This is a genomic window from Actinomyces denticolens, assembly GCF_002072185.1.
Classification (GTDB): domain Bacteria; phylum Actinomycetota; class Actinomycetes; order Actinomycetales; family Actinomycetaceae; genus Actinomyces; species Actinomyces denticolens.
Map to the genome: position 1 here is coordinate 1 of NZ_MVIW01000003.1, position 20,580 is coordinate 20,580.

A 20,580-nucleotide genomic window follows, 5' to 3' on the forward strand; every position below is an offset into this window, starting at 1 on the left:
CCGGCCGCGGGCGGCGCGCCGGTGGCGCGACCCCGGGGATGAGGGCGCGGGGCCCGGGGCGCGGGAGGGCCCGGCGCGGGCGACGCGGCAGCGCCCTCGCGGGTGCCCGCGCTCTACCAGGACTGGCCGCGGCCGGTGAGGCTCCAGGCGTCCTCGGAGTCCTCAGAGGCGGACTCGTCATCCCAGGACTCGCTCACGGGGGCGTCGTCTCCGGCCTCGAGGGGGTCGACGGCGTAGCGGTCGGCCGACGGGCCCACCTCGCGGGTGCCGGCCCGCAGGTCGGAGGGGACGCGGGCGGCGGTGGCGTCGGAGGCGCCCGGGTCGTCGATCCGAGGGGCCTCCCCGTCGCCCTTGATCCAGGCGAGGGTCTCCTCGAGCTGCTCGGGCTGGACCAGGACGTCGCGGGCCTTGGAGCCCTCGGAGGGGCCCACGACCTCGCGGGACTCCAGCAGATCCATGAGGCGCCCGGCCTTGGCGAAGCCGACGCGCAGCTTGCGCTGGAGCATGGAGGTGGAGCCGAACTGGCTGGTGATGATGAGCTCGGCGGCCTGCAGGAGCAGGTCCATGTCGTCACCGATCTCCTCATCGATCTGCTTCTTGACCTCGGGGACGATGACATCCTCGCGGTACTCGGGGGTGAGCTGGCCCTTGACGTGCTCGACGACGGCGCGGATCTCGCTCTCGGTGACCCATGAGCCCTGCACTCGAATGGGGGTGGAGGCGCCGGGGCCGAGATAGAGGGCGTCGCCCTGCCCGGTGAGGGTCTCGGCGCCGTTCTGGTCGAGGATGACGCGCGAGTCGAGCTGGGAGGCGGTGGCGAAGGCCAGGCGCGAGGGCACGTTGGACTTGATCAGGCCCGTGACGACCTGCGCGACGGGCCTCTGGGTGGCCAGCACGAGGTGGATGCCGGCGGCGCGCGCCAGCTGGGTGATGCGCTGGATGGAGGCCTCGACGTCCTTGGGCGCGGTCATCATGAGATCGGCGAGCTCGTCGACGACGACGAGGAGGTAGGGGTAGGGGCTGAGGACCCGCTGGCTCCCGGGCAGGGGCTGGACCTCGCCGGCACGGATCGCCTTGTTGAAGTCGTCGATGTGCTTGAAGCCGAAGGAGGCGAGGTCGTCGTAGCGGGCATCCATCTCGCGCACCACCCACTCCAGGGCCTCGGCGGCCTTCTTCGGGGAGGTGATGATGGGGGTGATGAGGTGCGGGATGCCCTCGTAGATGGTCAGCTCCACGCGCTTGGGGTCCACGAGCACCATGCGGACCTCCTCGGGAGTGGCGCGCATCATGATCGAGGTGATCATGGAGTTGACGAAGGAGGACTTGCCGGAGCCGGTCTGGCCGGCCACGAGCATGTGGGGCGTCTTGGCGAGGTTGGTGACGATGTAGTCGCCCTCGACGTTCTTGCCCAGCCCCACCACGAGGGGGTGCGCCTGCTTCTTGGCGGCCCCCGAGCGCAGGACGTCACCGAGCTTGACCATCTCGCGGTCGGAGTTGGGGATCTCGATCCCGATGGCGGACTTGCCGGGGATGGGGGTCAGGAGGCGGATCTCATCGGAGGCCACCGCGTAGGCGATGTTCTTCTCCAGGCCGGTGATCTTCGAGACGTTGACGCCCCGTCCCCTGTGGACCTCGTAGCGGGTGACCTGGGGGCCGCGGGTGTACCCGGAGACGGTGGCGTCGATGTTGAACTCGGTGAAGACGTTCTGGAGGGCCTCTACCACGGCGTCGTTGGCCTCGGTATGGGTGGCGTGCCCGGCGCCGGCCTCCAGGAGCACGGGGTCGGGCAGCGAGTAGGTGGTGCCGTCGGGCAGCGCCATGGCGGCGCCGCCGGCCATCTCGATCTCGTCGGCAAGGTCCGGCTCGATCACGGGGGTCTCGTCGGTGACGGCCTCGGGATCCGTGGGCGGCACGGGCCGCTCCCCCGGCGCCGTCGCGCTCATGCCCCGCGGAGGGAGGGAGGGCGGGCCGAGAGGCGGGTCGGGCTCGGCGATCACCTCGGTGGCGGGATCGGCCCCCACGGGGATGTCGACGGCGTTGGCGCTGCTCTCCCCGTTCCGGCGCCGCTCGGACGGGGCGACGCCCTCATCCTCCTCCGGGGCGATCCGGGGGCGCAGACCGGAGCCGCGCTTGCGCGCGCCCTTGGGGGCCCTGCCGCCGGTGGCGTCCCGGGCGGGCGGTTCCTCCGTCTCGATGGCGGAGCGGAAGGGCTCATCGCCGTCGTAGGAGTCGATGGCGGTGGTGGCCGTGAGGTCCGCGTCGCCGCCGTGGGCCCGCGGCCCCAGGGCCCGGCGGACCCTGCCCAGGGCGCGGGTGGACCAGGCGTCCTCCGGGGAACCGGCGTCGGGATCGGGGCGGCGGGCAGCGGCGATGTCGCGCAGCTCGGCGACGGTCTTGCCGGAGACCACGAGGGCGGAGAAGGCGATGAGCAGGAGCAGGAGGATGACGGCGCCGACGGCGCCGAAGAGCCCGGCCAGGGGCGCGCCGAAGAGCCAGCCGAGCAGGCCACCGGCGCCCTCGACTCCGGCGATGCCGGCACTGAGGGCGGGCTGGCCGGAGGCGACGTGGATGATGCCGGTGAGCCCCGCCAGGATTCCCAGGCCGCCGACGCTCACGCGGGCGTGGACGTTGGTGAGGCGGTGAACGCGCAGGGTGGCGATGCCCAGGGCGGCCAGGAGTATCGGCACGGTGATGCTGAGCACCCCGACGGGCCCGGCTGCCAGGTGGTGCAGGAGGCCGCCGGCGGCGCCGGAGATCCCGAACCACTCGCGCAGCCCTGTGACCGCGGCCAGGGCGAGGAGCCCGAAGGCCCAGGCGGTGCGGGAGTAGCCGTGGGCCTCGGGACGCTGGGGACCGGACGCCGCCTGGGCGGGCATGGTGGTGGTCTCGTCGGCGCGGCCCTGGCCCTGCTGCGTACGACGGCGGCGGCCCGAGCCGCGCTGGGGCGGCTTCGGGCCCGATGAGGGCTTCGCGTTTCGCGCGGTACTGCGGGTGACCATGGTGGTCAACACGCTAGCGGCACTGCCTGCCGGGCCGGGCCTGCCACGCCGCCGGGCGGGCGAAGAGTGCGCCACACCTCCCCGGGGCGCCCGGGGGCGAGGGCTCGGCGGGCTCAGGCCGCGCGCAGCAGGGCGTCGATCTCCTCGCGCAGCGGGCAGCGCGCCGGGCCCTGCCGGGAGACGGCCTCGGCGGCGGCGGCGTTGGCGCGCGTGGCGGCGGTGACCTCGTCGAGGCCGTCCATGAGGCCAGCCACGAGCACCCCGGTGTGAGTGTCGCCCGCGCCGGTGGTGTCCACGACGTCCCGGGAGAAGCCGGGGACCTCGATGGGGGCGCCGTCAGCGGGCCAGAGGACGCAGCCGTGCACACCGGTGCGGCGCACGATGAGCGCGCCGGGGCAGGCCTCGCGCAGCGCCCCGGGGCTGCCGAGCCGGGCGCTCAGCTGAGTGATCTCCAGGTGGTTGCCGGTGAGCAGAGTGGCCCGTCCGAGCAGGCGGCTCAGCGTGGTGGCACCGATCTCCGGCTCCACGGGGCCCAGGTCGATGACCAGGCCCACGCCCTCGGGCAGATCGACGAGCCAGTCGGCGAGAACCCTGTGGCTCAGGGGGTGGACGATGTCGTAGCCGGTGGCGTGGACCCAGTCGCCGGGCAGGACGTCGAGTCGACGCAGGTCGTCGAGCTGGGGCTCGGCCTCGATGCCCTCATTGGTGATGAAGGTGCGCCGCCCGGAGGGCTCGATGAGGGTGATGCACGTGCCGATATCACCCACGAGCTCCTCGACGACGAGCTCGACGCCGTCGAGCATCATGGCCTCACGCACGAGCGCGGAGTTGGGGCCGGTGCCCAGCGTGGCGGCGAGCGCCGCGGGCTTGCCCTGCCGGGCTACGGCCGAGACCACCGTGTAGCCGCCTCCCACGACCGGGCCGGTGGAGCTGGCGGTGACCGCCCCGCCGGGGGCGGGGATCCTGTTGACCTGGAGGGGCAGGTCGATGAGGACGCTGCCGGTGGAGATGAAGCAGGCGGGCCGGCGGGGGGGCATGGGCCTCAGGCCTCGATGACGACGGGGACGATCATGGGGCGCCGCCGCAGGCGCCGGGCCACCCACCGGCCCAGGGCTCGGCGCATCGCCTGCTGCAGGGAGTAGGCGTCGGCCCGGCCGCCGTCGAGCCCCTGCTGAAGGGCGGCGGTGACATCGGGCAGGACCTCGTCGAACACGGAGTCGTCCTCGGCCATGCCGCGGGCCTGGATGTCCGGGCCGGCCAGGATCGTGCCGGTGGAGGTCTCCACAACGGCGTAGACGGAGACGAAGCCCTCCTCCGCGAGGATGCGGCGGTCCTTGAGCTCGGCCTCGTCGATCTCGCCCACAGAGGCGCCGTCGACGAACACGTAGCCGCAGGGCACCTGCCCGGCGATCCGGGCCTGGCCGTCGAGGAGGTCGACGACGACGCCGTCCTCGCACAGCATAACGTTCTTGGGCGGTACACCGGTCTTGACGGCCAAGGCCCCGTTGGCCACGAGGTGGCGGATCTCGCCGTGGATGGGCATGACGTTGCGGGGCGCCACGATGTTGTAGACGTGCAGGAGCTCCTCGGAGGAGGCGTGCCCGGAGACGTGGACGCGGGCGTTGTCGCGGTGGACCACGCGGGCGCCGAGCCGCATGAGCTGGTTGATGACCCGGTAGACGGAGTTCTCGTTGCCGGGGATGAGGGAGGAGGCCAGGATGACGGTGTCCCCCGGCTCCACGGTGACCGAGCGGTGCTCGCCGTGGGCCATGCGGCTCAGGGCCGCCATGGGCTCGCCCTGGGAGCCGGTGACCATGAGGACCCGCTCATCGGCCGGCAGGCTGGTGATGTCCCGGGCATCGATGAGCACGCCCTCGGGGACCTTGAGGAAGCCGCGCTCGGCGGCGATGCCCATGTTGCGCACCATGGAGCGCCCGATGAGGGCGACGCGGCGCCCGTGGAGGGCCGCGGCGTCGAGCACCTGCTGGACGCGGTGGACGTGGCTGGAGAAGGAGGCGACGATGATCTGCCCGTCGGACTCCCCGAAGACGGAGTCGAGCACGGGGCCGATCTGGTTCTCGTGGGCCACCATGCCGGGGACCTCGGCATTGGTGGAGTCCACGCAGAACAGGTCCACGCCCTCGTCGGCGAAGCGGGCGAAGGCTCGCAGATCGGTGATGCGCCCGTCGATGGGCAGGGAGTCGATCTTGAAGTCGCCGGTGCACAGGGCGCTGCCCGCATCAGTGCGGATCATGACGGCCATGGCGTCGGGGATGGAGTGGTTGACGGCCACGAACTCCAGCTCGAAGGGGCCGTAGGCGACGCGCTCGTGCTCGCGGACCTCCCGCAGGACGGGGCGGATGCGGTGCTCCTTGAGCTTGGCGTCGATGAAGGCCAGGGTGAGCTCGGAGCCCACCAGCGGGATGTCGTCGCGCAGGCGCAGCAGGTAGGGGACGCCGCCGATGTGGTCCTCGTGCCCATGGGTCAGGACGAGGGCGACCACATCGTCGAGGCGGTCCTCGATGTAGGAGAAGTCGGGCAGGATGAGGTCGACGCCGGGCTGGTCGTCCTCGGGGAAGAGGACGCCACAGTCGACGATGAGGAGCTTGCCGTCCACCTCGTAGACGGTCATGTTGCGCCCGATCTCGCCGAGGCCGCCCAGTGGCACGATCCGCATCGCGCCCTCGGGGATCGGACCCGGGGCGCCAAGAGAGGGGAAGTTCGTCACGGCCGCAGTCTAGAGCAACCGTCCTGACGGCGATGGGGCCCTCCGGGACGGCGGACGCGGACCCCGACCGCGGCGCGGATATCCTGGCGGCCATGATGAGCCCGGCCGACGACGCGCGCGCCGACGACCCGCGCCTGCGGCTCCTGGCCGATTCCCCCTCCTGGGAGGGACGGCCGCTGGGAGGGAGGGTCCTGGACCTGTTGTGCGTCCTGGCCGGCGCCGACGGCGCCACCGTCGGCGATGAGGAGCTCGTGGCGGCCCTGTGGGGGCCGGACCACCGCCCCGCCCACTCCCGCCAGTCCCTCCAGGTGACCGTCTCCCGGGCGCGGGCCAGGATCGGCGCCGGGGCCGTGGCGAGGCGGGCCGGGGGCTACGCGCTCGCCCTGGGGCCGGGCGACGTCGATGCCCTCGCCCTGGCGGCCCTCGCCCGGGATGTGGGAGCCGCGGCGAGGAGCGGCGATCCGGCGGGGGTCATCGCGCTGACCGACTCCCTCGACGACTCCCTCAGCACGCTCGCCGATGCCGGAGGCGCCGGCCCCGCCGGCTCCTCCCCCGCCGCCGCGGCCGACGCCCCGGAGGCGGGCGCGTGGGGAGCGCTGCGCGAGGAGGCGGGGGCGACGATCTCCCAGTGCTCTCGCGCGCGGGCGCTGGCGCTGAGCGACCTCGGGCGCTGCGCGGAGGCGATGGAGCTCCTTCCAGCGCTGTGCGAGCGGCGCCCCGGCGATGAGGCCCTCCTCGCCGCCCTCATCCGGGCGGAGGCCTGGACCGGCTCCCCCGCGGCCGCGCTCGACCGCTATGAGAACCACCGCCGCCGCCTGCGCGAGCGCGGCGCCGTGCCCGGGCCCGCCCTGCGCGCGGCCCATGAGGCGGCGCTGGAGGCGGAGCGCCCCGTGCGCCGGGGCCTGCGTGCGGGGCCGGATCGCCTCGTGGGGCGCGACGACGACCTGCGCGAGGTGGAAGCGGCGATCGCCACCCACCGACTCGTGACCATCACCGGGCCGGGCGGTGTCGGCAAGACGAGCCTGGCGCAGTTGACGGCCTCGCGCTCGATTCTCCCCATCGTCCACGTCCTGCCCATGATCGAGGTCTCGCCGAGGCGCCCCGGCGACGCCGACGCGGATGCCGCCCGCCCGGTGACGCGCCTGGCCCAGGAGCTCCTCGCCGCCCTCGGGCACGGCCCGCGCGCCGGGCAGGATCCGCGCGCCGCCCTCGCCCATGCGCTCTCCGCCCCAGCGACGCTCCTCGTGCTGGATGACTGCGAGCACATCAGCGGGGCGCTCGCGGACCTGCTCGCCCCGCTGCTCGCAACCCTGCCGGGGCTGCGCATCCTGGTGACCTCGCGCCGGAGCCTCGATATCGCGCCCGAGCGCGTCCAGCGCCTCGGGCCCCTGGCGCCCGGCGCCTCAGCGGAGCTGTTCCGCGAGCGCGCACTGGCGGTGCGCCCGGGCCAGGACATCGATGACGCCGACCTGGAGCGGCTCCTCCCGGCGCTGGACGGCATCCCGCTGGCCATCGAGCTGGCCGCCGCCCGCACACGCATCATGTCGGTGGCGCAGGTGGCCCAGCGCCTGCCCCGCGACCTGCTCACGCTCCCGGGGCGGCGGGACCTGCCCGAGCGCCAGCGCACCCTGGCCTCCGTCATCGAATGGTCCTGGGGCCTGCTCGACGACTCCCAGCGCCGCGCGATGAGGCGCCTGTCCCTCCTGGCCGACGGTTTCGCGCTCGAGACCGCCGAGGAGGTACTCGGCCCGGGCGCGCCCATCGTCGTCGACGCCCTGGTCGCGCAGTCGCTGCTGTCGGTCGATGAGGCCCCGCCCCGCGCGGACGGCGCCGGCGCGAGAGGACCGCGCTTCCGGATGATGTCCTCCGTGCGCGAGCTCGTGCGCTCCCTCCCGGACGATCCCGCCCTGGCCGCCGCCGATCTCGCCGCCGTGCGGGCCTGGGCGCTCAGCGTGTGCTCGACGGTCCTGGACGCCTCCACGGCCCCGGAGGCCCCGGGCGGTGACGGGACGGGGACGATGGAGCGCGTCCTCGCGGAGGAGCCCGGGCTCGTCCAGGAGCTCAGCCGCGCCCTGGAGGCCTGGGATCGCGATCCGGCGTCGCTCGCGGACCTGGAGGATGCCTGCTCGCTCGGGGCGGCACTGCTGACCTGCTGGTCCTCCAGCTGGGGGTACCCGCAGCTGGCCGCGTGGGCGCCGAGGTTGACGCCGGTCGCCGCGACTGCCCCGCCGAGCGCCGCCGGGGCCCGCTCGCGCGCCCTGCTGCTGCATGTGCTGTGCGCCTCGACCTGGTTGCTCGGCCCGCTCCCCGAGGATGTCCGCCGGGCCATCCCGGGAGACTCAGGGCTCGACGACGCCGCGGGGGCGGCGATCCGGCGACTGGCCCGCGCGCCGCGCTCTCAGTGGCCGGACCTGGCGCGCGACGAGGACATGTGGACGGCGTGGACGGCGGGCGCCTGCGTGTCCTCGGATATGGAGAACGCGGGCGACGTCGAGGGGGCACTCGGACTGACCGAGTCGCTTCTCGAGCGGGCCCGGACGGAGGGGCTTCCCGACGCGCGACTCGTCGACCTCTCATTGGTCCGCCTGCGCCTCCTCCTCGAACTGGGCAGGTACGCCGAGGCCGGGCGCGTCTGCGCCCGAACGGCGCGCCTCCTCGAGCGCAGCGCCCTGCCCCAGCGCGCCCTGTACCTGCGGCTGCTCGAGATGCAGCGGCGCTGCTGCCAGGTCTACGTCGATCCGACGCCCGAGGCGGCGAGCGCCCTCCTGCGCGACTTCGGCGGCGCCGTCCTGCCCGGCGCGGGGATGTCGATGCTCAGCTTCGTGGGCAGCGAGATGAAGGCCCTCATGGGGAGCACCCGCCAGGCCGCGTTGGACAACCAGGCGTTCCTGGAGGACCTGGCAACGCCGCAGGGGGCGGTTCCCCCGGGCGGCCCGTGGGAGCTCTACGCCCTGGCCACCTGCCTGGTCATCGATGCCTCGCTGGACGCGTCGGAGCGGGTCGGCCTCGATCTTCCCTCGGTGCGGCGCCGTGCGATGAGGGCGCTCGGCCGGGCCCTCGGCCCCGGGGCGCGCGGCGAGCGGGACCTGCCCACCGTGGCCACGCTCGCCGTCGCCGTGGGTCTGGCGGTGATGGCGGCGGCCGCCTCGGACGACTCCGCGATCGGGCTCCCCCGCTCCGCCGGGCCCGTGGGGGCCGAGCTGCTCGCCACGGCGCTGCGCGTCGGGCACAACCAGACCTGCCTCCTGCTCTCCCTGCCCAGGATCGTGGCGGGCGCCGAGCGGGTGGACGCCCAGGCCCTCCGCGAGGCGCGAGGCCGCGCGGAGGGCCTGGGCGAGAGCCTCCAGGAGCTGGTGGCCCATATGGCGTTCCTGGTGGAGGGCCTCTCCGACTGGCTGTGACGGGCCCGCGAAGCAGCGGGCGGCGTCCGTCTCAAGAGGTCGCGCGCTGGTAGCGGACCACGACGATCGGGGCGACGATGAGGACGATGACCAGGCATCCCACGAGGGCCCACCCGGCGCCCGCCGCCGAGCCGGTGCCCGAGGCCCCGTCCAGGAGGTAGCGCAGGCCGTCCGTCGCGTAGGAGACGGGGTTGTGGTCGGCGATGGTCCGCAACCAGTGGGGCATGGTGCGGGTGGGCACCATGGTGTTGGCGATGTAGCACAGGGGGAACAGGACGATGAGGTTGAAGGAGGTTACGGCCTGGGGCGAGGGCAGCAGGACGCCCAGGAGGAGGAAGATCCAGGAGAAGGCCCAGCCGCAGGCCGCCGCCACGAGCACCGCGCCGATGGCGCCCAGGGGCCCGTTCCCAGGGCGGTAGCCGATGGCCGCGCCCGTGGCCACGGTCAGGGCCGAGCACACGATGTAGCGCAGCAGGTCGGTCATGAGGGGGCCGAGCAGCGGCGCGAGCCGGGACATGGGCATCGCCCGGAACCGGTCGAAGACCCCCTTGTCCATATCCGTGCGCAGGTCCACGCCCACGCTCTGGGAGGCGGACAGGACATTCGTCATAACCAGGCCGGGCACGAGGATCGGCAGGTAGGCCTTGACATCGCCGGCGATCGCCCCGCCGAGGAGCTGGCCGAACATGACGGTGAACAGGACGGGCTGGACGAGGATGTCGAAGAACTCGGCTGGGTTGCGCAGCATGCTCAGGGCGGAGCGCCAGGTCATGGAGGCGGTGTCCGCCACGAGGCGGGACTCGCTGAAGCGGCGCGGACGGGGCGCGCGGGCCGATGGGGCGAGGACGGATGATGCGATGGGGGCGGTGGTCATGAGTTCTCCTTGGCGGTCGCGGTGGTTCCGGCGGCGGTCCGGGTACCGCCGGCGGGCCCCTGGGTGAGGGCGAGGAAGACGGAGTCGAGGCTGGGACGGTCCACGGCGAAGGAGACCGGCGGCAGCCCGGCGTCGCGCAGGGCTGCCAGGACGTCGGCGGCGGCGCTCGCATCGGTGATCGGGGTGTGGAGCCGGCCTGCCCTCATCACCGGTGCGGCGCTCGGGCCCAGGACATGGGCGATGATCTCGGCGGTTCGCTCACCCGCGGGGTCGGATGCGGGGGCGAGCACGAGTGTCGAGGTGCCGATGCGGTCCTTGAGCTCGTCGGCCGTGCCCTCGGCGATCATGCGCCCGTGGTCGATGATGCCGATGCGGTCGGCGAGGCGGTCGGCCTCCTCCAGGTACTGGGTGGTCAGCAGCACCGTGGTGCCCAGGGCGACTAGGTCCTCGACGACGCCCCACATCTGCTCACGAGTGCGGGGGTCCAGCCCGGTGGTGGGCTCGTCGAGGAAGACGAGCGGCGGGGCGGCCACCATGGAGACGGCCAGGTCGAGGCGGCGCCGCATGCCCCCCGAGTAGTCGCGAACGAGGCGGCGCCCGGCCTGAGTGAGCCCGAAGGCCTCGAGGAGCTCATCGGCCCGACGGCGGGCGGCGACGCGGCTCATACCGGTCAGTCGGGCGAAGAGCCGCAGGTTCTCCCGCCCGGTGAGGGCCTCGTCGACGCTCGCGTACTGGCCCGCGACGCCGATGGCGCTGCGCACCCGGTGGGGCTCGGCGACAAGGTCGTGCCCCATGATGCAGGCCCGCCCGCCGGTGGGGCGCAGGAGCGTCGTGAGCATCTTGAGGGCGGTCGACTTCCCCGCGCCGTTAGGCCCGAGGAGGCCGTAGACGGTGCCGGCGGGGACCATCAGGTCGAGGTGGTCGACGGCGGTGAGGGAACCGAATCGCCTTGTCAGGCCGTGAGTCTCGATGGCCGGTGGGGCCGCCCTCCCAGGAGTGGGCCCCGGGCGGGCGGGTGGTGTCGCTGGTGTCTGTTCTCCGCTCATGGCCGCAGCGTGCGGGACCGCGCTTTCACGACACTTTCACCGAGCTGTCCGTGCCAAACGCGCCGCGCGCCCGCGCGGCGTAGTCTCTGCCCCATGACCCCGCTCCCCGCTCCCCCATCGGATTCGCCCGTTCGCGCGCCGGAGGAGGTCCAGGCCGACGCGTCAGAGGAGGGGGCGCGCCCAGCCGCGCAGGAGGCCGAGGCGGACCGAGGCGGTGCTGTTGCGCGCTCCTCGCGCCGCCGGGCGCTGAGGGTGGCCGGCGCGCTCGCCGCGGGCACGATCGGCGCTGCGGCCGGAGCAGCGGCCGCCCACTGGCACGACGGGCGCCGCTCCCCCACGTTCCGCGTTGCCGCGCTGCCGACGGACGACTCCGGGCACCGCGCGGTGTCCACGACCTTCCGGGCGGCGCCGGGCACGGGGTCGGTGGCCCTCACCTTCGATGATGGCCCCGATCCCCGCTGGACCCCGGTGGTCCTCGACATGCTCTCCCGCCTGGGGGCCAGGGCAACCTTCTTCGTGCTGGGAGAGGCCGCCCGGGCCCACCCCGATCTCATCGCCCGTGAGACGGCCGAAGGGCACGAGGTCGCCATCCACAATTGGGTCCACACGGACGTCTACGGCGCCTCGCCGGATGAACTCGGCCGGGATATCGACCGGACGATCGAGGCGATCACCTCAGCCGGGGCGCCCAAGCCATCGCTCTGGAGACCCCCGTACGGGCGCGTCGACGCCGTCGCCCTGGCCACCGCCGCTGACCGGGGCCTGGACCTGGTGCTCTGGAGCCTGCACACCCCGGGCGCCGCGGCGGCCAAGGATGTGGGACAGGCCGCGCAGGACGGGGCGATCATCCTGTGCCACGATGGCCGTAGCCAGCCGTACACCGAGCTCATGGAGGAGATGGGCCGATCCGTGGAGCGGATCCAGTCCCGTGGCCTGCGCGTCGTCAGCGCCGGAGAACTGCTCGCGGGCAGCAGCGGATCGTTCAAGTCCCCGGCACTCATCGAGAGGGGAACCGGGGCGTCTTGAGCAGCGGTGGACCGTCGAGGGCAGAGCTCCTCACAGCGCCTTCGACGGCCGAGCCCCACGAGTTCACTGCGGAGTACCCCGTACCGGATTTGAACCGGTGCTGCCGCCGTGAGAGGGCGGTGTCCTGGGCCGCTAGACGAACGGGGCGTGTGGACCGGCGGCCTGGTGGCCGCTTGAGTACCCCGTACCGGATTTGAACCGGTGCTGCCGCCGTGAGAGGGCGGTGTCCTGGGCCGCTAGACGAACGGGGCGCAGTTCTTCAACTGTGTGGTGAGCTCACGCTCTCCGCTGGGGTACCAGGACTCGAACCTAGAATGGATGAACCAGAATCACCTGTGTTGCCAATTACACCATACCCCAAAGCAGGTGACCCCGGACCGGCGAGCCGATCGGGGCAGCGGGAAGAAATCTACACGTGCTCCCCCTCGCTGTCGAATCGTGGACGCGTGAACGCCACCACAGCACCATCGGCGGCCGCCGGCGGCCATCGGCAGCAACTGACCCGCTGCCGGACAGTCCTCACCATGGCGGGCGGTACCCCGCGCCTCCGGGAGTCCCTAGAATCAAGGGGACCCCCTCCCGGTCCCGGAGGTATCGAATGATCCGTCACATGCCCCTCATCCACACCGCGAGCGGCGGGCACCGCATGGCCCGGGCCATCGTCATCACCGCGTCCCTGGGCCTGTCGTTGTGCCTCGCCTCATGCTCCGGTGGCGGGAGCGCCTCCCGGACCGAGCCCTCCCAGGAGCCGACGGCGTCGTCGAGCCCCGTCGCCGTGCCAACGCTCGAGGCCCCGCCGGTGCACACTCGGAGCACGCCCGGCACTGTTCCCACGCTCAATCGGGTCCCCAACCCCGACGCGGGCTGGACGCCACCGGCGCTGAAGTTCTACAACGACGACTACTCCGTGTGGTACCAGGATGACAGCATCACCCAGCAGGACAGCGTCACGGACCAGGGCAACCTCGAGGGCTACCGCACCTATGACGGCTACTGCCTGGGCTACGTGAACAGGGACATCAGCTCCGCCTACCACCAGCAGCAGTTCGACGACGACACCTACAGCTACAACCGGGCGAGCCGCGCCGAGCCCATCGTCCACGACTTCAACAGCGAGAAGCCGGAGGAACTCGGCCTGGTCAAGGACGACGGCGGCATCATGGGTGGGTACTCGGCGCATTGGACGGGCACCACCGACTCGCAGCAGTGGAGCCAGCGCGATCTCACCGGCTACCACTTCTCACGGGTCGTGGGCGGGGCGGGGCTGCGCTTCGATGTGTGGATCGGCTGTGAGAGCGGGCACGAGATCTCCGTCGATCAGTGGCACACGATCCTGGGGGGCATCCGCATCGAGGGGATGGACTCCCCCGACTTGTGAGGAGCCGCAGCGGCTGAGCGGGCAGGAACGGCCGTGCCGCCCGTTCGCGCCGGGGCTCCCGGGCGCGACGGGCGGCGCGGCCCGTTCGCGAGCAGTCCGCGTCTCAGGCGAGGCGCCGCCGGAGGGCTCGCAGGCGGGTCAGGGACGAGTCCGCGCCGAGGATCTCCATGGACTCGAACAGCGGCGGGGAGACCTGGCGGCCGGTGACGGCCACGCGCAGCGGCCCGAAGGCGAGGCGGGGCTTGATGCCGAGCCCATCGACGATGGCCGCGCGCAGGACCTCCTCGAGGCGCACCGTCGCCCATTCCTCGGGGCCGAGGGCCTCCAGCGCGGCGATGGCGGCGTCGAGCACCGCGGGGGCGGAGTCCTTGAGCTTGGACACGGCCTTGTCGTCGACGACGAGGGCGTCGTCACCGATGAGGAGGAAGCCGAGCATGTCGCGGCTCTCGCGCAGCAGCTGGACGCGGGTCTGGATGAGGGGGGCGGCGGCGGTGAGGATCTCCTGCTCGCGCTGGGTCAGCTCGGCGAAGGAGGGGGCGGACACGAGGGGGCGGGCCCGCCAGGCCGGGTCGGCGGGGTCCGGGTGGATGTCGCGCAGGTATGGCACGAGGCGGTCGCGGAAGTCATCCGCCCCCAGGCGCCGCACGTGCTCGGCGTTGATCGCCTCGCACTTCTTGGGGTCGAAGCGCGCGGGGTTGGGGTTGACGTCGTGGATGTCGAAGTGCTCGACGAGCTGGGCGGGGGTGAAGACGTCCTCATCCTTGCTCAGGGACCATCCGAGCAGCGCGAGGTAGTTGAGCAGGCCCTCGGGGATCATCCCGCGATAGCGGTGGATGAGGAGATTGGACTCGGGGTCCCGCTTGGAGAGCTTCTTGTTGCCCTCCCCCATGACGTAGGGCAGGTGGCCGAACTCGGGCACGGACTGCGCGCGGCCGATCGCGATGAGAGCGCGGTACAGAACGATCTGGCGGGGCGTGGAGGACAGCAGGTCCTCGCCGCGCAGGACATGGGTGATGCCCATGGCCGCGTCGTCGACGGGGTTGACGAGAGTGTAGAGCGGGTCCCCGCCGGCGCGCACGACGACGTAGTCGGGCACGGACCCGGCCTTGAAGGTGATGGGGCCGCGCACGAGATCGGTGAAGGTGATGTCCTCGTCGGGCATGCGCATGCGCAGCACGGGTTTGCGGCCCTCGGCGCGGAAGGAGGCCCTGGCCTCCTCGGTCAGGTCCCGGTCGAAGCCGTCGTAGCCGAGCTTGGGGTCGCGCCCGGCGGCGCGGTGACGGGCCTCGATCTCCTCCGGCGTGGAGTAGGACTCGTAGAGGTAGCCCGCCTCGAGCAGCTCGGCGGCCACCTCCCGGTAAAGACCCATGCGCTGGGACTGACGGTAGGGCTCGTGGGGGCCGCCCTTGCCGACCCCCTCGTCCCAGTCCAGGCCCAGCCAGGTCAGTGAGTCGAGGATGGCGTTGAAGGACTCCTCGGAGTCGCGCGCCGCGTCGGTGTCCTCGATGCGGAAGACGAAGGTGCCGCCGGTATGGCGGGCGTGGGCCCAGTTGAACAGGCAGGTGCGGACCATGCCGACGTGGGGCGTGCCCGTGGGCGATGGGCAGAAGCGGACGCGGATGGGAGCGGGCGTGGCGGTGTCAGTCATGATGGGACATAGCGTAGCCCGGCCATGGGCACCCCCTCCCGGCTCCCCACCCGGATCGGAGAACAACCAGGTCGAAGGCACTTATGGGTGGTGACATCAGAGCATCCACGGCGTAACCTGCACCACACCCGCGGCAGTGCCGCTGCCACCGCAGGAGGTCGTCATGTCCCATTCCCGCACCCGTATCGACTCCCGTCCATGGCGGCGGCGCGCACTCGCCGTCGGCGCCGCACTGGCCCTGGCCTGCCCCGCCCTGGCCGCCTGCGGGGATCAGGCGCCGATCACCCGGCCTTCGGGGACGTCCGCGCCGGGAACGCCCTCGGCGTCCACCGACGCCCCATCCACCAGCGGGTCCGGTGGCACCACTTATGATCTCCCCGGTGCCGCGATGTGACGCTTCCCCGCGAGCAAGTCCGGCTGGAACGCCGATGTGGTCGACTCCGACGGGATCTTCCAGATCAGCAACGCCAACGGATGTCATTACACCAGCAAGCAGAACGCCTTCCAGGTCACGCATTACGGCGACCGCGCGGAATCGGACCACCAGGCCGGCCAATGGGTCGCATTCCTGCAGTCCCGGCACGGCACCGTTGAGCAGGCCATCAGCGACTCCCAGCGACTAGCGACTCCATGGAGATCGGCTCCGATACCGCCCAGGGCAGCACGGAGTTCGTCAAGGTGGAGACGACCCGCACCCAGGATGGGAGCAGGGTCCGGTCCACCACCTGGTTCCGCGTGTTCACCTCCACTCAGACGCCCACCGTCATGATGCTCTCCTACTCCTGCCCCGTGAGCGCCTACAGCGACTCCGAACGTGACGAGCTCCTGAAGTCGACCTCGCTGTTCCAGTCGGGTCCCGCGGACATGGACCAGGTGAACCCGGACAACACGCCCGGCGGCGCCGGCTGAGGACCGCCGGGGCGCCCGGACGGCGTCAGGAGCGGGCTCGCGGCCTCCGTATGATTCGCTCCATGACTCAGCCCTCCTCTCAGCCCGTCCCTGCCCCGTCCTCCTCGGAGTTCTTCGCCGCCTTCGACGCCCTGACCCCTGAGCAGGTGCGCGTCGGGGGCTCGATGAAGTGGTCCAAGCGGCCCGATACCGCGATCCCGGCCTGGGTGGCGGAGATGGATCTGGGCACGGCCCCGGCGGTGACGCAGGCCCTGCACCGCGCCGTCGACGGCGCCCGCTTCGGCTACATGCCCACGCCGGTGTGGGAGGACTGCCGCGCGGCGGTCATCGACTTCCACCGCGACTCCTTCGGCTGGGAGATCCCGGAGCGGGACATGAGCCTGCTGCCCGACGTCCTGTCGGCGCTGCGGGCGATCATCAGCCGCCACACCCGCCCGGGCTCGCCGATCATCGTGCCCACCCCGGCGTACATGCCCTTCCTGACGATCCCGGGGACGCTGGATCGCGAGGCCATCGAGGTTCCGGCCCTGCGCGGCGACGGCGTCTCGGCCCCCGCCTGGTCCCTGGACCTGGAGGGCATCGAGGCCGCCATGGCCGCGGGCGCCGGCCTGCTCATCCTGTGCAACCCGTGGAACCCGGTGGGCCGTGTGCTCAGCGCCGCCGAGCTCGACGCCGTCGCGGCGCTGTCAGCCAAGTACGGCGTCGTCGTGTTCACCGATGAGATCCACTCCCCCCTCGTCCTGCCCGGGAGCCCCCGGCACATCTGCTACGCCTCCCGCCCCGGCGCCGATCCCGCCCTCACGTTCACGGCGACGGCGGCCTCGAAGGGGTGGAACATCCCGGGCCTGCGCTGCGCGCAGCTCATCGCCTCCGGCGAGGCCCGCGCGCGCTTCGACGCCGATCCGCTGTGCTCCTGCCTGCCCGGGGGCGCCTCGATCCTCGGCGTCATCGCCACGACCGCGGCCGTCTCGCAGGGGCGGGGATGGAATGAGGCGGTGCGCGAGTACCTGCGCGGCACGCTGGAGGGCATCACGGGCCGCCTGAACGCGATCGACGGCGTATCAGTCACCATGCCGGAATCCACGTACCTGGCCTGGGTGGACTTCTCGGGCGCCCTGGCCGATGGCCGGATCACCGGCGGCCCCGCCGAGTTCCTGGAGCGCGAGGCCGGGGTTTCGATGAACGAGGGCGCGACCTTCGGCTCGGACTACGCCACTTTCTGCCGCCTCAACCTGGCCACTGGGCGCGGCATCGCGGACGAGATCGCCGACCGCATCACCGCCGCCCTGGCCTGACCCCGGCGCGCAGTGTCGGCCTACCGCTTCCAGACGTACGAGACCCCTCCCGGGACGTCGCTCAGCGTGCAACTGGGGCCATTCGACGACCGCTGCGGTATCTACGTTCTGCGCTTCGCCGACGGGGAGCAGTACGTCGGGCAGAGCGTTGACGTCGTCAATCGCTTCACAAGCCACCGGCGCCGCTGGGATGACATCCAGGCCATCGACTTCTGCCCCATCAGCCGCGAGATCCTCGACGACGCGGAGAAGGAGACCATTCAGCTCCGCCGCGACGCGGGGGCACGACTGCGCAACTCCGCGCTGCGGCGAGGTCACTCGCACTCGGTCTGATGCGCTCCGGGCAGTCCCTTTTCGCGAAGTATCACTGCGACGATCTCGCCGATGACATCCTCGTCGCATTGAGTGACGCGACCAGCGCCCCATCACGCTGACGCGCGGTAGAGTGCTCCGAATTGTCGGAGGACTACGAGCCCGGATACCCCCTGTTGGTCGAGTCGGGGTCATTGCGGACGCGCCCCGGGGTTGCGGACGCGCGGCGGGGTCGCCGACGCGCTCCCGGGACACGTCCACAACCCCCGCACACGCCCACACCCTGCGGCGCGGCGCGGCGCCGCCCGCAGCGCCTCAGCGGCGCACGACGGGGTTGGAGAAACCGCCGATGCCCTCGACCTCGACGCTCACGCGCTGCCCGGCGCGGATCTCGCCGACGCCCGCAGGAGTCCCGGTGAGGATGACGTCGCCGGGCAGGAGCGTGAAGATCGTCGAGGCGTAGGCGACGAGCTCCGCGATGCCCATGACCATGTCCCGGGTGTTGCCCTCCTGGACCGTCTCGCCGTCGAGCCGGGTGCGCACGGTGGCGTGCGAGGGGTCGAAGGCGCGATCGTCACCGGGCTCGGGGATCTCGATCCAGGGGCCCAGGGGGCAGGAGGTGTCGAAGGCCTTGGCTCGCGCCCACTGGGGCTCGGCGCGCTGGCGATCCCGGGCGGAGACGTCATTGGCCACCGCGTACCCCATGATCACCCGGTGGGCGTCCTGCGGGGCGAGATCCTTGGCGATGCGCTTGATGACGACGGCGAGCTCGGCCTCGTAATGGACCTCCTCACTCCAGGTCGGCAGGACGATCGGCGCGTCGGGGCCGATGACGGCCGTGTTCGGCTTGAGGAAGATGATCGGGGTCCGAGGCACGGCACCGTCCATGCCACCAACCATCTCGGCGGCATGGGCGGCGTAGTTCTTGCCGATGGCCACCACCTTGGAGCGGGGGATCACCGGGGCGAGAAGACGGGCCTCACCCAGGTCGATGACCTCCCCGGTGGCCTCGGGCACGGAGAAGAGGGGGTCGCCCTTGAGCACGAGCAAGTGCCCCTCGGACTCTCCCGTGGGGACGGCGTCGGCCTCATCCAGGCCCTGGACGATGCCGTAGCGGGGCTCATCACCGGTGGAGAATCGCGCGATCTTCATGGGGCCAGCCTACCGGTGCCGGAGTCGCGATCGAGCTGCCCGGCGTCGTCTCCCAGCCCCGAGTCGCTCCTGCGGCCGCGAACCCGTCCGGGCCGCTCAGCCCTGGGCGACCGGCGCCTCGGCGACGGCGGCAGCCGCCCCTCGGGGCGCCCAGACATCGCCGGGAAGGTCGCCCGGCAGGTAGGGGTTGTCCTTGCCGACGAAGCGGATCTCCTCGCGCCGGCCCTCCCGCAGCTCCCGGTTCTGGGCCTCCCAGTCCCGCAGAGCGCCGAAGGCCCACTTGCCGAGCAGGGTGATCGCGACGATGTTGATGATGGCCATCGCGCCCATGGCGATGTCGGAGAGGTTCCACACGAAGTCCAGGGAGGCGACGGCCCCGACATAGGTGGCCACGAGGATCATGAGGCGCAGCCAGGTGTGGTTGGAGCGCGAGCCGCGCAGGAAGTCCACGTTGATCTCCGCGTACGTGTAGTTGCCCAGCAGGGAGGAGTAGGCGAAGACGAAGATGATGAGGACCATGAGGTACTGGCTCCAGTCGCCCAGGACGTAGGCGACGGAGTCGGAGGTCAGGGTCTTCTTCGCGGCATCGGCGGCCGCGGTGGCCTCCGGGCCGGCCAGGTTGGCGGCGGAGTCGTAGAGGCCGGAGAGCATGACGATGAGCGCGGTGGCGGTGCACACGATAATGGTGTCGACGAATACGCCCATGGACTGGATGAAGCCCTGCTTGACGGGGTGGGAGGTGGTGGCCGTCGCCGCGGCGTTCGGCACGGAGCCCTCACCGGCCTCGTTGGAGAACAGTCCGCGCTTGATGCCGTTGATGGCCGCGGCGTAGAACCCGCCGCTGATGCCGGCGAAGGAGGCGTTGAGGCCGAAGGCGCCCTCGAAGATCGCCTTGAAAGCGCCGGGGATCGCGTCGAAGTGGAGGCTGAGGATCACGATGGCCAGCAGCGCGTAGATGAGGGCCATGATCGGCGCCATCCACTCGGCCACACGGGCCACGCGCTTGATGCCCCTGAAGACGATGGGGGCGGTCAGCGCCACGAGCACCGCGCCGATGACCCAGGGCTCCACCTTCTGCCCGTGATTCTCCAGGACGCCGTTGACCACACCGGCGATCGTGTTGGCCTGGGTGGCCTCGTAGGCGAAGCCGAAGACGAAGGTGATGACGACGGCGAAGACACCGCCCCAGGCGCGCGAGCCCAGGCCGCGGGTGATGTAGTAGGCGGGGCCGCCGCGGAAGGTGCCATCGGCGGCGGGTACCTTGAACATCTGGGCGAGAGTGGACTCGATGAAGCCGGTGGCCATGCCGACCAGCGCCACCACCCACATCCAGAAGATCGCGCCCGGCCCGCCCAGCGTGATGGCGATGGCGACGCCGACGATGTTGCCGGTGCCCACGCGGCTGGCCAGTCCGATGGTGAAGGCCTGGAAGGAGGAGATCCCGCCCTCGGCGTTGCCCCTCGATCCGAAGACCGTACGGATCATCTCGGGGAACAGCCTGAACTGCACGGCGCGGCTGCGGATGGTGAAGTAGAGGCCGACGGCGATCAGCGCCCAGGCGAGGAGGCCGGCGTAGAACTGGTCGGAGATGTCCCCGAGGGTCTTGGTGGCGTTGTCGAGCGCGCCCGCGGGCAGCACCGCCCGCAGCACGGGAGCAGGGTGGGTCAAGGGAGTACCTCCAGAGGCCGGGGCGAGTCCCGTCGAGCCTAGGCCCGGCGTGTTACCCGCCTGTGTCATGGCCGGGGCGGGCCGGTCGGCGCGCGGCGGGGAGTCCGCCGCCCGTTCCCCGCCCCTCCCCGAAGCGCCGCGCCG

Annotated in this window: 15 protein-coding genes and 3 tRNA genes; 7 read left to right on the forward strand and 11 right to left on the reverse strand. The window is 72.1% G+C overall.

Features of this window, described 5'->3' with window-relative positions; all coding sequences use genetic code 11:
- Nucleotides 1-113: 113 nt before the first annotated feature.
- The 3 genes from B1H55_RS01215 to B1H55_RS01225 form a co-directional block, all read right to left on the reverse strand.
- On the reverse strand, nucleotides 114-2,999 hold the full coding sequence (locus B1H55_RS01215; protein ID WP_073452248.1) for an FtsK/SpoIIIE family DNA translocase: 2,886 nt from the start codon (nucleotides 2,997-2,999) through the stop codon (nucleotides 114-116).
- A gap of 113 nt (nucleotides 3,000-3,112) precedes the next feature.
- Nucleotides 3,113-4,036 (reverse strand): PfkB family carbohydrate kinase, encoded by a 924-nt coding sequence (locus B1H55_RS01220; RefSeq protein ID WP_073452250.1) that lies wholly within the window; start codon nucleotides 4,034-4,036, stop codon nucleotides 3,113-3,115.
- A gap of 5 nt (nucleotides 4,037-4,041) precedes the next feature.
- The gene (locus B1H55_RS01225; RefSeq protein ID WP_073452252.1) at nucleotides 4,042-5,676 is read right to left on the reverse strand and encodes a ribonuclease J; all 1,635 of its coding nucleotides are present in this window, start codon (nucleotides 5,674-5,676) and stop codon (nucleotides 4,042-4,044) included.
- Between the two features lie 143 nt (nucleotides 5,677-5,819).
- Between B1H55_RS01225 and B1H55_RS01230 the strand changes: the two genes are divergently transcribed.
- Nucleotides 5,820-9,128, forward strand: a complete 3,309-nt coding sequence (locus B1H55_RS01230) for an AfsR/SARP family transcriptional regulator (protein WP_158083319.1) — start codon at nucleotides 5,820-5,822, stop codon at nucleotides 9,126-9,128.
- Nucleotides 9,129-9,159: 31 nt separating this feature from the next.
- Here the strand turns inward: B1H55_RS01230 and B1H55_RS01235 are convergent, their stop codons facing one another.
- Both B1H55_RS01235 and B1H55_RS01240 read right to left on the reverse strand, forming a co-directional pair.
- Nucleotides 9,160-10,002: an ABC transporter permease gene (locus tag B1H55_RS01235; protein WP_073452254.1), complete on the reverse strand. Its 843-nt coding sequence runs from the start codon at nucleotides 10,000-10,002 to the stop codon at nucleotides 9,160-9,162.
- Entirely contained in the window at nucleotides 9,999-11,048 is a 1,050-nt protein-coding gene (locus B1H55_RS01240; RefSeq protein WP_077239980.1) for an ATP-binding cassette domain-containing protein, read from the reverse strand. The genes B1H55_RS01235 and B1H55_RS01240 overlap by 4 nt, the downstream gene beginning before the upstream one ends.
- Nucleotides 11,049-11,141: 93 nt before the next feature.
- On the opposite strand from B1H55_RS01240, the gene B1H55_RS01245 reads away from it, so the two are divergent.
- Nucleotides 11,142-12,074, forward strand: a complete 933-nt coding sequence (locus B1H55_RS01245) for a polysaccharide deacetylase family protein (protein WP_077239979.1) — start codon at nucleotides 11,142-11,144, stop codon at nucleotides 12,072-12,074.
- A gap of 74 nt (nucleotides 12,075-12,148) precedes the next feature.
- On the opposite strand, the gene B1H55_RS01250 is transcribed toward B1H55_RS01245, so the two are convergent.
- The 3 genes from B1H55_RS01250 to B1H55_RS01260 form a co-directional block, all read right to left on the reverse strand.
- Nucleotides 12,149-12,221 (reverse strand) — tRNA-Glu (locus B1H55_RS01250).
- 31 nt (nucleotides 12,222-12,252) lie between these two features.
- Nucleotides 12,253-12,325 (reverse strand) — tRNA-Glu (locus B1H55_RS01255).
- Nucleotides 12,326-12,362: 37 nt separating this feature from the next.
- Nucleotides 12,363-12,434 (reverse strand) — tRNA-Gln (locus B1H55_RS01260).
- Between the two features lie 250 nt (nucleotides 12,435-12,684).
- On the opposite strand from B1H55_RS01260, the gene B1H55_RS01265 reads away from it, so the two are divergent.
- Nucleotides 12,685-13,452, forward strand: coding sequence for a hypothetical protein (locus B1H55_RS01265; protein WP_080461528.1), 768 nt, complete (start codon nucleotides 12,685-12,687; stop codon nucleotides 13,450-13,452).
- A 103-nt stretch (nucleotides 13,453-13,555) separates the two neighbouring features.
- Here B1H55_RS01265 and gltX read toward each other — a convergent pair whose 3' ends face one another.
- Nucleotides 13,556-15,100 (reverse strand): glutamate--tRNA ligase, encoded by a 1,545-nt coding sequence (gene gltX, locus B1H55_RS01270; RefSeq protein WP_073452260.1) that lies wholly within the window; start codon nucleotides 15,098-15,100, stop codon nucleotides 13,556-13,558.
- Between the two features lie 163 nt (nucleotides 15,101-15,263).
- Here gltX and B1H55_RS01275 point away from each other — a divergent pair, with 163 nt between their 5' ends.
- The 4 genes from B1H55_RS01275 (at nucleotide 15,264) to B1H55_RS01290 (ending at nucleotide 17,637) form a co-directional block, all read left to right on the forward strand.
- Nucleotides 15,264-15,494 (forward strand): hypothetical protein, encoded by a 231-nt coding sequence (locus B1H55_RS01275; RefSeq protein WP_077239977.1) that lies wholly within the window; start codon nucleotides 15,264-15,266, stop codon nucleotides 15,492-15,494.
- Between the two features lie 236 nt (nucleotides 15,495-15,730).
- On the forward strand, nucleotides 15,731-16,009 hold the full coding sequence (locus B1H55_RS01280; protein ID WP_077239976.1) for a hypothetical protein: 279 nt from the start codon (nucleotides 15,731-15,733) through the stop codon (nucleotides 16,007-16,009).
- 62 nt (nucleotides 16,010-16,071) lie between these two features.
- Nucleotides 16,072-17,304, forward strand: a complete 1,233-nt coding sequence (locus tag B1H55_RS01285; protein WP_077239975.1) for a MalY/PatB family protein — start codon at nucleotides 16,072-16,074, stop codon at nucleotides 17,302-17,304.
- A 12-nt stretch (nucleotides 17,305-17,316) separates the two neighbouring features.
- On the forward strand, nucleotides 17,317-17,637 hold the full coding sequence (locus tag B1H55_RS01290; protein ID WP_073452262.1) for a GIY-YIG nuclease family protein: 321 nt from the start codon (nucleotides 17,317-17,319) through the stop codon (nucleotides 17,635-17,637).
- A gap of 294 nt (nucleotides 17,638-17,931) precedes the next feature.
- Here the strand turns inward: B1H55_RS01290 and B1H55_RS01295 are convergent, their stop codons facing one another.
- Nucleotides 17,932-18,768, reverse strand: a complete 837-nt coding sequence (locus B1H55_RS01295; RefSeq protein WP_073452264.1) for a fumarylacetoacetate hydrolase family protein — start codon at nucleotides 18,766-18,768, stop codon at nucleotides 17,932-17,934.
- A gap of 96 nt (nucleotides 18,769-18,864) precedes the next feature.
- Entirely contained in the window at nucleotides 18,865-20,436 is a 1,572-nt protein-coding gene (locus B1H55_RS01300) for an alanine/glycine:cation symporter family protein (protein WP_371836534.1), read from the reverse strand.
- Nucleotides 20,437-20,580 lie beyond the last annotated feature (144 nt).

What these genes read in the sequence shown, in the direction of transcription:
- B1H55_RS01220 (WP_073452250.1), bottom strand. Translation starts at nt 4,036, where the DNA reads ATGCCCCCCCGCCGGCCCGCCTGCTTCATCTCCACCGGCAGCGTCCTC.
- B1H55_RS01225 (WP_073452252.1), bottom strand. Translation starts at nt 5,676, where the DNA reads ATGCGGATCGTGCCACTGGGCGGCCTCGGCGAGATCGGGCGCAACATG.
- B1H55_RS01235 (WP_073452254.1), bottom strand. Translation starts at nt 10,002, where the DNA reads ATGACCACCGCCCCCATCGCATCATCCGTCCTCGCCCCATCGGCCCGC.
- B1H55_RS01230 (WP_158083319.1), top strand. Translation starts at nt 5,820, where the DNA reads ATGATGAGCCCGGCCGACGACGCGCGCGCCGACGACCCGCGCCTGCGG.
- B1H55_RS01295 (WP_073452264.1), bottom strand. Translation starts at nt 18,768, where the DNA reads ATGAAGATCGCGCGATTCTCCACCGGTGATGAGCCCCGCTACGGCATC.
- B1H55_RS01245 (WP_077239979.1), top strand. Translation starts at nt 11,142, where the DNA reads ATGACCCCGCTCCCCGCTCCCCCATCGGATTCGCCCGTTCGCGCGCCG.
- B1H55_RS01280 (WP_077239976.1), top strand. Translation starts at nt 15,731, where the DNA reads ATGGAGATCGGCTCCGATACCGCCCAGGGCAGCACGGAGTTCGTCAAG.
- B1H55_RS01240 (WP_077239980.1), bottom strand. Translation starts at nt 11,048, where the DNA reads ATGAGCGGAGAACAGACACCAGCGACACCACCCGCCCGCCCGGGGCCC.
- B1H55_RS01285 (WP_077239975.1), top strand. Translation starts at nt 16,072, where the DNA reads ATGACTCAGCCCTCCTCTCAGCCCGTCCCTGCCCCGTCCTCCTCGGAG.
- B1H55_RS01215 (WP_073452248.1), bottom strand. Translation starts at nt 2,999, where the DNA reads ATGGTCACCCGCAGTACCGCGCGAAACGCGAAGCCCTCATCGGGCCCG.
- B1H55_RS01265 (WP_080461528.1), top strand. Translation starts at nt 12,685, where the DNA reads ATGCCCCTCATCCACACCGCGAGCGGCGGGCACCGCATGGCCCGGGCC.
- B1H55_RS01275 (WP_077239977.1), top strand. Translation starts at nt 15,264, where the DNA reads ATGTCCCATTCCCGCACCCGTATCGACTCCCGTCCATGGCGGCGGCGC.
- gltX (WP_073452260.1), bottom strand. Translation starts at nt 15,100, where the DNA reads ATGACTGACACCGCCACGCCCGCTCCCATCCGCGTCCGCTTCTGCCCA.